Here is a 14,700-nt window from a genome sequence, read left to right on the forward strand (position 1 = left end):
GCCCCAGATCGCGAAGATTTGCACCTATTTTATGCACGCCTATTTGTGCGGCATTTTTGTCTGGACAGCCTTCGGAATTTTTGCATTAGTTCGTACATATTGCATTTCTTTCCAAGCATTCCGACCACAGGAGCACATCATGGACATTGGCGTTTTCATTCCGATCGGCAACAATGGCTGGCTGATTTCCGAGGCCGCGCCGCAATACATGCCCAGCTTCGAGCTGAACAAGAAGATCGTCCAGAAGGCAGAGAGCTACGGTCTCGAATTCGCGCTCTCGATGATCAAACTGCGCGGTTTCGGCGGCAAGACCGAGTTCTGGGACTACAATCTTGAATCCTTCACGCTGATGGCGAGCCTCGCTGCCGTCACCGAGCGCATCAAGCTCTTCGCCTCGACTGCCGTGCTGACGCTCCCCCCGGCCATCGTGGCGCGCATGGCGACGACGATCGACAACGTTGCCCCCGGCCGCTTCGGCGTCAACATCGTCTCCGGCTGGCAGATGGCCGAATACGACCAGATGGGCATCTGGCCGGGCAACGATTACTTCGGCTACCGCTACGACTATTCGTCCGAATATGTGCACGTCATGAAGGAGCTCTGGGCAAAGGGCGAATGCACCTTCGACGGCAAGCATTTCCAGATGAATGACTGCAAGATGAAGCCGATGCCGGCCAACAAGATCGAGATCGTGGCCGCCGGCCAGAGCCCTCGCGGCATGGAATTCGCCGCTGAATATGCCGACTACAACTTCGTCATGGGCGCCGGCATCAACACGCCGACCGCGCACAGCGAAGGCAATGTGCGCCTCGTCGAGGCTTCGGCCAAGACCGGCCGCGACGTTGGCGCCTATGTCCTCTTCATGGTCATTGCCGACGAGACCGACGAACTGGCCAAGGCCAAGTGGGAAAAGTATCGCGCTGGCGCCGATGTCGACGCGCTCGCCTGGATGGCGGACCAGGGCAGCAAGGATGCCTCTGCCGACAGCTCCTCGACCGCCAAGCACATCAACCTGCCGGAAGGCGCTGTCAACTTCAACATGGGCACGATCGTCGGCTCCTACGCCTCCGTCGCACGCATGCTGGATGAAGCCGCCAACGTCCCTGGCACGAAGGGCATCATGCTGACCTTCGACGACTTCCTGATCGGCCTCGACCAGTTCGGCCAGCGCATCCAGCCGCTCATGGCCTCGCGCAACGCCACCAGCATTGCTGCGGAGTAAGCGATGAACGTGCTCCAGCCCCTCCCCAACAAGGACGTGCTGGAGCCGACCTCCTTTGTCGATCCGGGGCAAGCGGACGCGCGGCTTGTCGCGAGTCCATCCCCATCCGCGACCATTGAGACCGAGCTTGACGCGATGCCGATCGCCGAAAGCTCCATCAGCGGAATTTCTGAAGCAGGCGTAGGCGATCTTCTTTTCGCCTATGCCAACGGTCATTTCGACCCGGTCGCGGTTCTGGATCGTCTTACTGCCACGATTGATGCCACACGCTCCGGCCAGGAGGCGGTCTTGCGTCTTGTTCCGGGGGCGCGGGAGGCGGCAATCGAAAGCGCCGCCCGATGGGCCTCCGGCACACCTCGCCCGCTGGAAGGCATCCCCTTCGGAATAAAGGACATTATCGACGTCGCCGGAACGGAAGTGACAAGCGGCTCGCACTTTACCGGTCACCGCATCGCCCCTGCCGATGCTCACGTCGTCGCTCGCCTCAGGGCAGCCGGCGCCATACCGTTCGCGATGACCGCCACCAGCGAATTTGCCTGCGGCGGCCCGCACAATCCCCGCTACGGCGCCGTCACCAATCCGTGGGACGCGACCCGCTGGACCGGCGGCTCCTCCACCGGCTCGGGCGCCGCGCTCGCCGCCCGGCTGATGCCGCTTGCGCTCGGCACCGACACCGGCGGCTCGATCCGCGTGCCGTCCTGCTGGTGCGGAACGACGGGCCTCAAGCCGACCCGAGAGAAAGTGTCTCGCGACCGCGTCGCGTCCCTCTCGTGGACGCTCGACCATATAGGCCCCATGGCTCGATCCGCCCGGGATATCGCCCGCGTCCTGCCCTTCATGACGGCATCGCCAGATCCGAAACTCGCCAAAGACTGCGCCGCTATGTTCGGAGACCTCGACATTTCCGGCCTGCGCATCGGCGTGCCTACCAGCTGGTTCACCGAGAATGTTGACGAAGCCGTCCTGGCGAACTGGAAGACCGCGCTGGAAACCTTGGGAAATCTGGGCGGCACTCTGATTGATCTGCCGCCTATCGATGTCCGCCCTTTTCACGAGGCAGGCTGGGTCGTTCTGCAGAGCGAGCTCGCAGCGCTCCATGCGGACAGGGCAGATCGCAGCGACCTCATGGATCCCGGCATGCTCGGCCGCCTGCGAAAGGGCATGGCCTTCAGCGCCATGGATTATACGCGTGCACTTCAGGCGCGAGTCACCGCGCAAGACAGTTTCCTGAGCGCAATGGCAGATGTTGATCTCATGATCACACCGGGCATCGGCGGCGAAGCGGGTTCGCTCGAGACACTCACCGTGGATGTCAACGGCACGCCGATGAGCTTCCAGGACCTCATTTCCCGGAACACCATGATCTTCGACTTCACAGGCTTCCCCGCGCTGATGCTGCCCACGGGAATTGGCCGCACCGGATTGCCGACGGGCATGCAGATCGTCGGAAGACCGCATGCAGAGGCGCTTTGCCTTCTCGCCGGCGCGGCCTTTCAAGCCGTGATGGCCCATCATCGCCTGGTGCCGCCGGGCATAGCCACAGCCTGAAGGCAAAGCCATGAACCTGCAAACACCGCATGCCTTCGAACCGCCATCCGCAATCGCGCCGAACTGCTTGACCGCAACGCAGGCTTTGCAGGCGCTGCAAAAGGACCGCGTCTCCGCAATAGAGCTCGTCAAAGCCTGCCTGCAGCGGATCGAGGAACGGAACCACGACGTTCGCGCCTGGCTGCACATCAACGCCCATGCGCTGGAGCAGGCTGCAAAGCTCGACGCCCTGCCCAAGGATCAGCGCGGCAAGCTGCATGGTCTGCCGATCGGTATCAAGGATGTCTTCGAGACCAAGGACATGCCGACAACATTCAACTCACCGAATTTCCAAGGCCATCAGCCCGGCCAGGATGCGGCGGTCGTCGATCTCCTGCGCGCGGAAGGGGCGATTATTCTCGGCAAGACGGACACGACCGAATTCGCCGCTGCCGGCCGCAATGCCGCCACAGGCAATCCGCACGACACGCAATTCTCCTCCGGTGGTTCCTCCGCCGGTTCCGCGGCCTCTGTCGCAGACTTCCACGTGCCGCTCTCGATCGGTACGCAGACCGGTGGCTCCACCATCCGCCCCGCCTCCTTCTGCGGCGTATACGCGTTCAAGCCCACTTTCGGCATGGTCAGCCGCGAGGGATTCAAGATCTATGCCAACAGCCTCGACACCGTCGGCTGGTACGGCCGCTCGGTGGCCGATCTTGCGCTGCTTGCAGACGTGTTCGGGTTGACAGAGACCATCCGACCAAAGCCTAGCACCCTACGCTTGCGGATCTGCATGAGCCTCGGTCCTTATTGCGATCGGCTGCAGCCGGAAGCCCTTCATGCCATGAACGTCGCTGCAGACCGTCTTCGCCATGGTGGGCACGAGGTGGCCGGGAGCGATCTGCCCGCTGATTTTGACGCTCTGGACGGCCACCACCGCACCATCCTGCATCGCGAGGGTGCCGCAGCCTTCCGCAATCTCGCCCGCCGCTTTGGTGGCGAGCTTCACGACGACTTCCATCACCGGGTCGAAAACCGCGACAGGCGCAGCCTGACCGAACTGCGTCACGCTTACGATGCAGCCGCGCAGGCGCGCGTTGCGTTCGATGCGCTTGCTGGCGACTTCGACGCGATCCTCGTTCCGAGCGCCCCGGGCTATGCGCCGGAAGGCCGACACCCGGGCGATCCGGTTTTCAATGCCATGTGGACGCTTCTCGGTGTGCCTTGCGTCAACATTCCCGTATTCCTCCCGGACGCGCCTCTGCCGATCGGGATCACACTGACGGGACCTCGCTTCAGCGATTGCGCGCTGCTTGCGTCTGCAGGCCTCGTCGCGCCGCTGATCGATTGCGCCCCCACTCCACACGTCTGAAGAGGATGAAATGACGGAAACGGACCTGAGCGCCAACTACGCCGCCGCCTATAACAATCGGATCGGCTTTGGAAAGAAGCCCGCGCTCATCCTGATCGATTTCGTGCAAGCCTATTTCGAACCCTCCAGCCCCCTTTATGCGGGCGTGGATGCGGCGCTCGCCTCTGCGCTTCGCATTCGCGAGGCGGCGCGGGCAAAGGGCATGCCGGTGATCCTCACAGGAGTGGTTCTGCACCCCTCAGGTCTCGATGGCGGCCGCTTCTTTCAGAAGGCGAAACCGCTCGCCTGCTTCACGGCTGATAATCCTTTGGGTGCGTGGCCGCATGGGCTGGCCCCCTACGCGGACGAGTTCGTGGTCACGAAACAATATCCGAGCGCGTTTTTTGGAACGTCGCTCGCGCCGCTTCTTGTCAGCATGGGCGTGGACAATGTCATCCTGACAGGCCTCACCACCAGCGGCTGTGTGCGCGCGAGCTGTGTCGATGCGATGTCGCACGGCTTCATCACCACGGTCGTTGGCGACGCTTGCGGCGACCGTCATCCGGCACCGCACGAAGCCAATCTCTTCGACATGAATGCAAAATATGCCGACGTGGTCTCCGAAGCGGAAATTCTCGAGTTTGTTAGAAGCCTTTAAGGCGACAAGATCGCCGCTGGAATCACCGGCTTGCGTCTCAGATTCCACCATCGTGCATGCCGCCTACTCCCGCCTGCCCCATTTGCCCGCAACAGCGCCGGAATAACAGGCCCCGCGGGCGGGTCTTGCATGTGCCTATCTCCTCGGTCTCGCCTTGTACCTGTTCAGAGCGAGAAACTCCGTCGATGAATTCGCGACTGGTAGCCGGTAGGGCGCGTACATTGGCATCTGACCGGTTCTTATTCAGCGACGGTGCCGCCCTTAGGCGACATCTCTTTATTATCAATGCACTGGACGTGAGAGAAGAATCGTGGCCTATCTGATAGTTGTGCCTTTTTGGGCGCTGTCAGGATCAAGATGCATGAAGCCACTGGGCAGAACGCGTGACAAATCAAAACGTGAGGCAACGTCGACGGGCTTTCGAGCGGTCGCATCGCTGCACCATGGAATATTGAGGTTTGACTTTGCTTCGGGCTTGTTGTCGCGAGGTGCGTCATGAGCCGTCGGAAGCTTGCGGGCTCAACCTTCAGCCTGGTGCCTCAGGCTGCTCCTGCAAAACAGGCGGAGCAGGCGGTTGAGAAGCAGGCAGCGACGCGTGCAGCGCAGTCCCCTGCCCGTGCCCCTGCCAATACAGAGCAGACGGGTCTCGTCAGGCTCGATACCGCGCTGATCGACCCTTCCCCGTTTGCTGACCGTCTGCTGGACGATGATCACGAACGCTTTGCAGCTTTCGTCAAGAGCGTTGCGGACCACGGCCAGCAGGTGCCGATACGTGTTCGCCCCCATCCCGAGATGGCCGGACGCTATCAGGTCGTTTACGGCCATCGGCGACTGGCCGCGGCCAAAGAGCTCAAGATTCCTGTGAACGCCCATGTCGTCGAGATCGACGATCGCGATCTGGCCGTTGCTCAAGGCATTGAAAACAGCGAGAGACAGGATCTTTCCTGGATCGAGAGAGCTCTGTTTGCCCGCAGGATGGATGAGGCGGGATTTCGTCCCAGCGATATCTACACGGCCCTTTCGATCGACGACGCCGAACTTGCCCGTATGCGCGGCGTGAGCCGTCATGTTCCCATGGATATTATCGAGGCCATAGGCCGCGCGCCGAAGATCGGCAGGCCGCGATGGGTTGCCATGGCGAAATCCTTTGCAAAAAATACAAATGCAGTTCAGAACATCCGGGAAATGTTGCAGTCCGAACGGATTCGCAAGATGGCGTCGGATGCCCGGTTCTCCTGGGTTTATGAGCTGATCGCCGAATCCCGGTCCGCTGGAACGGGCAATGCGCCTTTGCGCGAAGCCGATGGCTTCGGCTTGGGCGAAATCAGCTATACGAGTAAACAGTTGCGTATCACGGCTGCCAACGAACGCGGACAGGCCTTCGCGGATTTCGTCAGAGCCGAGCTGCCGCGTTTGATCGAAGAGTTTAGCGCGCTGGATATCGTGACACCGAAGGCCTGTCAGATGACAGGGAAGAGCAACAGGAATAAGCCCGCTAGCGGGCCGAATGTTTAAATACCGAAAGGAAAACAAGCCGGTAAAAGAAAAGCTCCCAGAACGTCGCCGTCGTGGAAGCCTCTCTCTAAGTGTCGCAGCTTGAGAATCGCATTTCCCCGAATCATAGTCAAGAGTGTTTGGCGCCATTCATGGCGGGTGGTTTCTTTTGCCTTGTGGAAAGGTAGAAAGATGCACACGGGAAATGTGACGACGCCCTTTGGGCGGCGGCCGATGACCTATGCGATGTTGACGGATCAGCTCGCAGCTCAAAGAATTGACGAAAACGCCTCCGTCGACAAATGGAAGCTATATCGCTGGCTTTGTGAGGCCAGGACCAGGATTGGCGTTTCCGATCGCGCGCTTTCACTTCTGAATGCGCTCCTGAGCTTCTATCCGAAATCCGAGCTGCTGGGATCTGACAGTCTCATTGTCTTTCCGTCCAATGCGCAGCTGTCGCTGAGAGCGCATGGCATGGCAGAGGCGACGATCCGACGCCATATTGCAGCGCTGGTTGACGCCGGTCTGCTCATCAGACGCGACAGCGCCAACGGGAAGCGGTTTGCCAGACGCGACAGCGAAGGGGACATCGGGCAGGCCTTCGGTTTCTCGCTGGCGCCGCTTCTGCAGCGCGCGGAAGAACTGGAGGCCATGGCTGCCGAGGTTGTCGCAGAGCGGCTTCATTTCCAGTCTCTGCGGGAACGGCTCACGATCTGCCGGCGCGATATCGTGAAACTGCTGGACGCCTCTGGCGACGAAGCTGACGTGGCTGAGGATGAAGAGATCGAACGCATGCGTAGCCTTTACAGAGACGTGATGGCAGGCCTCCCCCGAAAGCCGGATGTGTCGGAACTCGACGCGATAATCCTGGTCCTTGAAGCGCTCCGCGAAAATCTCGCCAACTACCTGGCGCATCGCCATAAAACTGAAAATTATAGCGGCAATCCCGCCCATTCTGAGCGGCACATACAGAATTCAAATACACAATCCAAATATGAACTTGAACCTCGCTTTGAAACAAAGCCGGGTGAAAATCGCGACGTGGCAAATCAGGAAATGCCGGACATGATGAAGGGACAGACAACGCACCGAGCGCCTGTCAGCTACCAGGCAGGACCCGTGCTGGAGAGTGCCGGACTGAAACCGTTCCCGCTGGCCATGGTTTTGTCCGCCTGCCCTGAAATGCTGAATTATGGGCCCGGGGGCACAATTGGAAGCTGGCGCGACTTCCTGAGCGCTGCGGTCGTTGTCAGATCGATGTTGGGTGTCTCTCCGAGTGCCTTTGAGGAGGCCTGTGCGGTGATGGGACCTGAAAATGCCGCGACCGCGATTGCCTGCATTCTCGAGCGCGCCGGACACATCAATTCTGCTGGCGGCTACCTGCGCGACCTCACGCGCCGTGCGGAGCGCGGCGAATTTTCGCTGGGCCCGATGCTGATGGCGCAGTTGCGCGCCAATGGTGAAGTGGGCGTGAGACGAGCATGAAAAACGCCGCGATCGGTAACCGCGGCGTGAAGAGGCTTGTTGTGTCGGGTCGGCTGTCGGCTGCTGTCCGGTCAGGACACGACGCGTTGCGTTTGAACGCCGAGACCTTCGATCCCGAGCGTCATGACCTCGCCGCCTTTGAGATAGACTGGCGGCTTCTGTCCCATCCCGACGCCGGGAGGCGTGCCCGTCGAAATGACGTCGCCGGGCTGCAGGCTCATGAAACGGCTGAGATAGGAAATCAGGAAGGGCACCTTGTAGACCATCGTTTTGGTGGAGCCGTTCTGATAGCGGTGACCATCGACCTCGAGCCACATCTTCAGGTCATCGAGATTGCGGACTTCATCCGGGGTCACGAGCCAAGGACCAAGCGGACCGAATGTGTCGCAGCCCTTGCCCTTATCCCAGGTCCCTGCCCGCTCGATCTGGTATTCGCGTTCGGAGACGTCGTTGATGACGCAAAAGCCAGCGACATGCGACATGGCGTCAGCTTCGTCAATGTAGACGCCGCCCTTGCCGATGACGACGCCGAGCTCGACTTCCCAGTCGGTTTTGACCGAGCCTCGCGGAATTCTGACCTCGTCGTCAGGCCCGATAATTGCAGAGGTCCACTTGTTGAAGACAACCGGCTCCGGAGGCACGGTCGCGCCGGTTTCGGCGGCATGGTCGGCATAGTTGAGACCGATGCAGATAAATTTTCCGACCTGGCCGACACAGGGACCGAGCCGCGTCTCCTTTTGCGGTGCGCCTGGGACCAAGGGAAGCTTGTTGATGTCCAACGTCTTGAGCCGGGATATTGTGTCAGGCAGGAGCGATGCACCGGCCACGTCCGGTATGACAGCTGACAGGTCACGAATACGGCCCTGCTCGTCGAGAAGACCAGGCTTTTCCTGTCCGGCAGGACCATAGCGCAGCAGTTTCATAGGGGAGTCTCCTGTTGGGATGGAATAGGCCCGGCATTATTCGTGCCGGGCCGGAAAATATTAGAAAACGCGTTGATCAATCGTAGAGAACTGCGGCGATCTTCGGGTCGTTGATATTGGACTTATCGTACCAGTAGAAGCCGGTGTCGATATGCTTCTGAACCGGTTGACCCTTGACGGCAGCAAGCGCGGCTTTGACGGTTTCATAACCGATCCCCACCGGGTTCTGCGTAATCGCGCCCGCCATGACACCGTCGTTGATCGCCTGCTTCTGCGCCTTGCCGGAGTCGTAGCCGATAATGACGATCTTCGACTTGCCGCTTTCCTTCACACCATTGACCACGCCAATGGCCGAACCTTCGTTCGCGCCGAAGAAGCCCTTGATGTCTGGATGTGCGGTGATGATCGACTTGGTGATTTCCGTCGATTGAAGCTGGTCGCCCGCACCATACTGGATGTCGACGATCTGGATTTTCGGATACTTGGACTTGATCTGGTTGACAAAGCCGTCGCGGCGGTCAATGCCGGTGCGCGAGGTCTGATCGTGAACCACGAGAGCAACCTTGCCTTCGTTGCCTATTAGAGCTGCCATCTTGTCAGCTGCCAGGGCTGCTGCTGCAACGTTGTCCGTCGAGCAGGTTGTTACTGGAATGTCGCTATCCACGCCGGAGTCGAAAGCGATAACCGGGATCTTCTCCGATTGGGCCTTCTTGAGAAGCGGGATGGCGGCCTGGCTGTCCAGTGCGGCGAAGCCGATGGCGGCCGGATGCTTGGCGAGTGCCGCGGTCAGCATATCGATCTGTTTGTCGACCTGCGCTTCGGTATCAGGACCTTCGAACGTGACCTGAAGGTCAAATTCCTTGGCGGCCTTGTCCGCGCCGGCTTTGACGGCCTGCCAGAACTGATGCTGGAAGCCCTTCGAAATCAGCGGAATGTAAATTTTGTCGGCAGCCTTTGCGACACCGGTCGCTGCGACCACGGCGGTCGCGCTGACGGCGCCGAGAAATGTACGTCTCGTGAACATGATGTCCTCCTCAGGTTGGTTCACTTCATTTTGTGATAGTCACGGGGCGTTCAGTGCCCTTCTGTTTTGGTCGGAACGGAAACCTTCAGGCCGTCCGTCTCCGCATCATGTCCGCATAGACGGCGATGATGATGATGGATCCCGTAACCACGGTCTGCCATTCCTGCGGCATGGACAGAATGCGCAATCCGTTGAGCAACACGGACATGATGAGCGCGCCGATCAGGGTGCCGAGAATGGTTCCGCGTCCGCCGGAAAGAGATGTGCCGCCGATGACGACCGCCGCGATGGCGTCGAGTTCGTAACCCTGGCCGAGAGCTGGCTGGGCAGAATTCAGGCGCGACGCGATGACCAGTCCTGCGATGCCGCAGATGCCTCCGGAGAGGGCGTAAATCGCCATTTTCCAGTTATCGACACTGACGCCTGAGAGGCGTGCGGCTTCCTCATTCGACCCCAAGGCAAAGCAATATCGACCCAAAACGGTGCGACCCAGAATATAAGAAGCAAGGACCGCAACCAAAAATAGCACCAGAACCCCGTTAGGCACCGGAAGGCCCGGAATGAGATCGCCCGTGATCGAACCTGTGGAGATGACGGGGAAGGAAGGCGTGTTGTTGAAATAGATCGGCTTCGTGCCGGAGATCACCAGTGACAGACCCTTCAAGATCAGCATCATGCCGAGGGTGGCGATAAAAGGCGGGATTTTCATCTTGGCTATGATCGCCCCAGACGTGAAGCCGATCAGGGCCCCGGTCAAAATGGCGGCAAGAATGCCAAGTGGCAGGGGCATCCCCCAGTAGGTAAGCACAACGCCAGCGATAACCGCGGTGAAGGTCATCAAAGTACCGACCGACAGGTCGATTCCGCCCGTAATGATGACGAGCGTCGCCGCAACGGCCAAGATGCCGTTCACGCTGGTTGCCTGCAGAATCGCCAGGATATTAGTCGTCTGCATGAAGTTCGGCGATGCCAGGCTGAAGCCGATCAAGAGAATGATAAGTGTTCCGAAGGCCAACAACTTCTGTTGCGCGCCGGAAAAACGGCCTTTTGACGCGGCGGCGGCCATAGGGGCCGTGATCTCGGTGTTGGTCACCCTACCCTCCTCTGCATTTCCGTATCGGTCTCAACAACCATCGATTCTCGCAGTGTGGCGAGACGCATGATATCTTCCTGCCCCGTGGCCGCGCCGCCCGGCAGGATACCGGTCAGCCGTCCTTCGCACATGACCGCGATGCGGTGCGAAAGCCGCATCACTTCCGGCAGTTCCGAGCTGATGACGATGATCGCCTTTCCACTTTTGGAAAGATTGGTAAGCAGCTGATATATCTCTGATTTCGCGCCCACATCGATCCCGCGGGTCGGTTCGTCGAAAATCAGGATGTCACAGTTTCTCAGTAGCCACTTGGCGATGACGACCTTCTGCTGGTTGCCCCCGGAAAGGAGCTTGACCTCCTGAGTGTCGGACGGGGTGCGAATGGCAAGCTTTCGAATGTAGTCGTGAGCCGTATTTTTCATTGATTTTTCATCGAGTCGCCCCGGAAATCTCATGAAAGACTTGAGCGACGCCAAGGCGATATTGTTGCGCACGTCCATGGACAGTGCCAAGCCAAAATGCTTGCGATCTTCCGAAAGGTAGCCGATTCCAGCTTTCACCGCGTCATGGGGCGAGCGGATAGTCTGCGGCTTGCCATGAACCAGAATCTCACCAGACTCCAGCGGGTCGGCACCGAAAATGGCGCGTGCAACTTCCGTGCGCCCTGCGCCCATGAGGCCGGCGAAGCCCAGGATCTCGCCACGGGCCAGCGAGAAGCTTACATCCCTGATTTCACGTCCACGCCTAAGGCCTTTTACTTCCAATGCAATCGGGTTTTTCGACGTATCGGGTACCTGTAGCGGTTCATCCTTCACTTCGCGGCCAACCATTTTGGTAATGATTGTGTTGATCGGCGTGTCCGCGGCCGGAACGGTGTCGACAAACTCGCCGTCCCGCATAATCGTGACGCGATCGGCTATGCGTTTCAACTCGTCCATCTTGTGGCTGATATAGACCACGCCGACACCCTGCACCTTCAGATCCCGGATGATGCCGAACAGATCGGCGATCTCGGCGTCGTTCAGGGCTGCGGTGGGTTCGTCCATGATCAGGACTCGAAAATTATAAGACAGAGCCTTGGCGATTTCGACCATCTGCTGTTTGGCGATCGTCAGGCCTCCGACCGTCGCCTGGGGATCGAGCTTGAGCCGCATGGTTTTGAAAATCTCGGCGGCCTGCTGATTGAGCAGACGTTCGTCCAAGAGACCGAAGGCGCGGCGGGGCTCGCGACCGATGAAAATGTTTTGCGCGGCTGTGAGGTCATTCATCAGGCTGAGCTCTTGATGAATGATGCCGATACCGGCCGCCTGCGCGCTGCGTGGACTGGCAAGCTCGATTGTCTTGCCGTCTATGAGGATTTCGCCTGCGTCCGGGCGGTATATGCCGGCCAGTATCTTCATCAGGGTGGACTTGCCGGCGCCATTTTCACCCATCAGTGCGTGAACTTCGCCTGGACGCAGGTCGAAGCGGGCCGATTTGAGCGCATGAACGCCGGGGAACCGTTTCTCGATTCCCCTCATTTCGATCACTGTTTGCATTTGCAGCCCTCCCAAGCCGCTGGATGCCGTCAGGCTAGATGGTAACACCTCCATCCACCAGCATGGCCTGGCCGCTGACGAAGCGGCTTTCGGGCGACAAAAGATAGATCACCATGGGCGTTATGTCGCTCACGCTGGCGAGCCGTCCCATCGGCTGCCGTGCAATAAAGTCCTTCTCCGCCTGAACCGGGTCGGCCGAGGCAGCAATGCGCCCGCGCAACGAGGGGGTGTCGACCGTTCCGGGGCAAATGGCGTTACAGCGTATCCCCTGCTTGACGAAATCAGCGGCGATCGACTTGGACAGCCCTATGACGGCGGCCTTTGTGGCGCCGTAGGATGTCCGATTGACGAAGCCCTTGATGGAAGAGGCCATGGAAGCCATGTTGAGGACCGAAGCGGTCCCGGTTTCCGCTGCCCGATCAAGCATTCCGGGCAGAAATGTCCGGCACATTCGCATCATGGCCGTCACGTTCAGATCGAAGGCAAACGCCCAGTCGGCGTCGGTGATGTCGAGAACCGTGCCGTTGTGAACGACACCTGCGCAGTTGAAAAGCCCGTCCAGTTTCGGAAGATTGGCCGCCAAAGCATCGATTTGTGTCTGCTTCGTCACATCAAGACGATATGTCTTAATGTTTGAATTTTCAGCATAAAGCGACGCCAGAGATTCCGTATCAATATCGGTCGCGTGAACAACTGCGCCTTCCGCAGCCGCCGCCAGCGCCGATGCGCGTCCTATACCCTGCGCCGCGGCAGTTATAAGTATATTCATACCCTTAAGGCGCATTATTAAACCTCTACGCGAGCTTACTTAAACGATCGCGTGAAACTGAAGTAATATCTCACGCGAGAGTGTTACATAACTGCACCGATTTGCCACGGAACAAACTCCGCGCCGCCGAAGCCTAGTTCTTCGCTCTTAGTCCGCTCGCCCGACGCCACACGGATAATCAGCTCAAAAAGCTCCTTGCCCTTCTGCTCGATGCTCACACCGTCGGAGACAATGTCGCCACAGTTGAGATCCATGTCTTCCGACAACTTATTGTACATTTCCGAGTTGGTGGCGAGTTTGATGCAGGGAGTCGGCTTGTATCCCGAGACGGAACCACGACCCGTGGTGAAGACGATGAGGTTTGCGCCGGAGGCAACCTGGCCCGTCACGGAGCACGGATCGAAACCGGGACTATCCATGAAGACAAAACCCTTTGCGTCGATTTTCTCACCGAATTTGTAAACGCCGCTCAAGGGTGCAGTGCCGCCTTTTGCGACCGCCCCCAGAGACTTTTCAAGGATCGTTGTCAATCCGCCGCGTTTATTTCCGGGGGACGGATTGTTGTCCATCTCGCCGCCGTTGCGGGCGGTATAATCCTCCCACCAACGGATGCGTTCGATGAGCTTTTCACCGATTTCCACGCTCTTGGCGCGGCGCGTCAGCAGGTGCTCCGCGCCATAAATTTCAGAGGTTTCAGACAGGATTGTGGTGCCACCGTGGCGCACCAGAAGGTCGGATGCGTAACCGAGGGCCGGGTTCGCCGTAATACCGGAATATCCATCTGAACCGCCGCATTGCAGCCCAATTGTGATCTCAGAAACAGAAATTGGTTCGCGGACCGCCTGGTTTGCGTATTCTGCGACGCCCTTGAGGGCATCCAGGCCACGTTCTATAGTCCGGCGGGTACCACCCTCCTGCTGGATAGTCATGTATTGCAGAGCCCCGTCTGCGCGGATTTTACGGCCGCCGACGAGTTCGGGGATCTGCATGACCTCACAGCCGAGGCCGAGCAGCAGAATACCGCCAAAATTGGGGTTTTGCGCGTAGCCGGAGAGGGTTCTGAAGAGTGTGGAATAGCCCTCGCCTTCGCCCGACATGCCGCAGCCGGTCGAATGAACAATCGGAACGATCCCGTCAATGTTCGCGTATTGGTTGAGGAATCCGGCCTTCTCTGCTGCTTCAGCAATAAATTTCGCTACCGAGCCGGAACAGTTCACGGTTGTCAGGATGCCGATGTAGTTGCGGGTTCCGGCCTTGCCGTCCGCGCGACGAAAACCCTGGAATGTGCGAAGGTCGGTTGCGCGCTCCAAAGGCAAGTTTTGTGTGGCGTGACCATAATCTTGGTGATGCTCACCCATGCCGAGATTTTGGACGTGGACATGTTCGCCGGCGAGGATATCCGCCTTTGCCTGCCCGATTATCTGTCCGTATCGATAAATGTTCTCGCCCGACATGATGTTCCGGGTCGCTACTTTATGGCCGCGCGGAATTGCAAACTGAAGGGGCATGGAAATCTCGTCGACGCGCTCGCCCGCAGCCAGATCGCGCAGCGCGATTGCCACGTTGTCATTCAAATGCAGGCGAATCAATTTAGCGCCTCGGTCCATTCCTGTACA

12 protein-coding genes are annotated in these 14,700 nt (G+C 59.1%); 6 read left to right on the forward strand and 6 right to left on the reverse strand.

The window, feature by feature from the left end; all coding sequences use genetic code 11:
- Positions 1-139: 139 nt before the first annotated feature.
- The 6 genes from rutA (at position 140) to repC (ending at position 7,737) form a co-directional block, all read left to right on the forward strand.
- Positions 140-1,222, forward strand: a complete 1,083-nt coding sequence (rutA, locus tag LQK83_RS09935; RefSeq protein ID WP_230837242.1) for a pyrimidine utilization protein A — start codon at positions 140-142, stop codon at positions 1,220-1,222.
- A gap of 3 nt (positions 1,223-1,225) precedes the next feature.
- On the forward strand, positions 1,226-2,770 hold the full coding sequence (locus tag LQK83_RS09940; protein ID WP_230837243.1) for an amidase: 1,545 nt from the start codon (positions 1,226-1,228) through the stop codon (positions 2,768-2,770).
- Positions 2,771-2,780: 10 nt separating this feature from the next.
- Positions 2,781-4,121: an amidase gene (locus tag LQK83_RS09945; RefSeq protein WP_230837244.1), complete on the forward strand. Its 1,341-nt coding sequence runs from the start codon at positions 2,781-2,783 to the stop codon at positions 4,119-4,121.
- Between the two features lie 10 nt (positions 4,122-4,131).
- Positions 4,132-4,758 carry an isochorismatase family protein gene (locus LQK83_RS09950; RefSeq protein ID WP_230837245.1) on the forward strand — a complete coding sequence of 209 codons (627 nt, stop codon included), beginning with the start codon at positions 4,132-4,134 and terminating at the stop codon, positions 4,756-4,758.
- 495 nt (positions 4,759-5,253) lie between these two features.
- Positions 5,254-6,273, forward strand: a complete 1,020-nt coding sequence (gene repB, locus LQK83_RS09955) for a plasmid partitioning protein RepB (RefSeq protein ID WP_230837246.1) — start codon at positions 5,254-5,256, stop codon at positions 6,271-6,273.
- A 171-nt stretch (positions 6,274-6,444) separates the two neighbouring features.
- A complete protein-coding gene (gene repC, locus LQK83_RS09960; RefSeq protein ID WP_230837323.1) occupies positions 6,445-7,737 on the forward strand; it encodes a plasmid replication protein RepC in 1,293 nt (430 codons plus the stop codon).
- Positions 7,738-7,808: 71 nt separating this feature from the next.
- Here repC and LQK83_RS09965 read toward each other — a convergent pair whose 3' ends face one another.
- From LQK83_RS09965 to LQK83_RS09990, 6 genes are all read right to left on the reverse strand, one after another.
- Positions 7,809-8,660 carry a fumarylacetoacetate hydrolase family protein gene (locus LQK83_RS09965; protein WP_230837247.1) on the reverse strand — a complete coding sequence of 284 codons (852 nt, stop codon included), beginning with the start codon at positions 8,658-8,660 and terminating at the stop codon, positions 7,809-7,811.
- A 76-nt stretch (positions 8,661-8,736) separates the two neighbouring features.
- Positions 8,737-9,684, reverse strand: coding sequence for an ABC transporter substrate-binding protein (locus LQK83_RS09970; RefSeq protein ID WP_230837248.1), 948 nt, complete (start codon positions 9,682-9,684; stop codon positions 8,737-8,739).
- 85 nt (positions 9,685-9,769) lie between these two features.
- Positions 9,770-10,750 (reverse strand): ABC transporter permease, encoded by a 981-nt coding sequence (locus LQK83_RS09975; RefSeq protein WP_230837324.1) that lies wholly within the window; start codon positions 10,748-10,750, stop codon positions 9,770-9,772.
- 23 nt (positions 10,751-10,773) lie between these two features.
- The gene (locus LQK83_RS09980; protein WP_230837249.1) at positions 10,774-12,315 is read right to left on the reverse strand and encodes a sugar ABC transporter ATP-binding protein; all 1,542 of its coding nucleotides are present in this window, start codon (positions 12,313-12,315) and stop codon (positions 10,774-10,776) included.
- 34 nt (positions 12,316-12,349) lie between these two features.
- Positions 12,350-13,099 carry an SDR family oxidoreductase gene (locus LQK83_RS09985; RefSeq protein WP_230837250.1) on the reverse strand — a complete coding sequence of 250 codons (750 nt, stop codon included), beginning with the start codon at positions 13,097-13,099 and terminating at the stop codon, positions 12,350-12,352.
- Positions 13,100-13,167: 68 nt separating this feature from the next.
- Positions 13,168-14,691 carry a UxaA family hydrolase gene (locus LQK83_RS09990; RefSeq protein ID WP_230837251.1) on the reverse strand — a complete coding sequence of 508 codons (1,524 nt, stop codon included), beginning with the start codon at positions 14,689-14,691 and terminating at the stop codon, positions 13,168-13,170.
- Between the last annotated feature and the right edge of the window lie 9 nt (positions 14,692-14,700).

Source organism: Rhizobium sp. C1, from assembly GCF_021026335.1.
Classification (GTDB): Bacteria; Pseudomonadota; Alphaproteobacteria; order Rhizobiales; family Rhizobiaceae; genus Ensifer_A.

Coding starts and splice junctions, on each gene's coding strand:
- LQK83_RS09990 (WP_230837251.1), bottom strand. CDS start 14,691: ATGGACCGAGGCGCTAAATTGATTCGCCTGCATTTGAATGACAACGTG.
- LQK83_RS09970 (WP_230837248.1), bottom strand. CDS start 9,684: ATGTTCACGAGACGTACATTTCTCGGCGCCGTCAGCGCGACCGCCGTG.
- repC (WP_230837323.1), top strand. CDS start 6,445: ATGCACACGGGAAATGTGACGACGCCCTTTGGGCGGCGGCCGATGACC.
- rutA (WP_230837242.1), top strand. CDS start 140: ATGGACATTGGCGTTTTCATTCCGATCGGCAACAATGGCTGGCTGATT.
- LQK83_RS09985 (WP_230837250.1), bottom strand. CDS start 13,099: ATGCGCCTTAAGGGTATGAATATACTTATAACTGCCGCGGCGCAGGGT.
- LQK83_RS09975 (WP_230837324.1), bottom strand. CDS start 10,750: ATGGCCGCCGCCGCGTCAAAAGGCCGTTTTTCCGGCGCGCAACAGAAG.
- LQK83_RS09980 (WP_230837249.1), bottom strand. CDS start 12,315: ATGCAAACAGTGATCGAAATGAGGGGAATCGAGAAACGGTTCCCCGGC.
- repB (WP_230837246.1), top strand. CDS start 5,254: ATGAGCCGTCGGAAGCTTGCGGGCTCAACCTTCAGCCTGGTGCCTCAG.
- LQK83_RS09965 (WP_230837247.1), bottom strand. CDS start 8,660: ATGAAACTGCTGCGCTATGGTCCTGCCGGACAGGAAAAGCCTGGTCTT.
- LQK83_RS09940 (WP_230837243.1), top strand. CDS start 1,226: ATGAACGTGCTCCAGCCCCTCCCCAACAAGGACGTGCTGGAGCCGACC.
- LQK83_RS09950 (WP_230837245.1), top strand. CDS start 4,132: ATGACGGAAACGGACCTGAGCGCCAACTACGCCGCCGCCTATAACAAT.
- LQK83_RS09945 (WP_230837244.1), top strand. CDS start 2,781: ATGAACCTGCAAACACCGCATGCCTTCGAACCGCCATCCGCAATCGCG.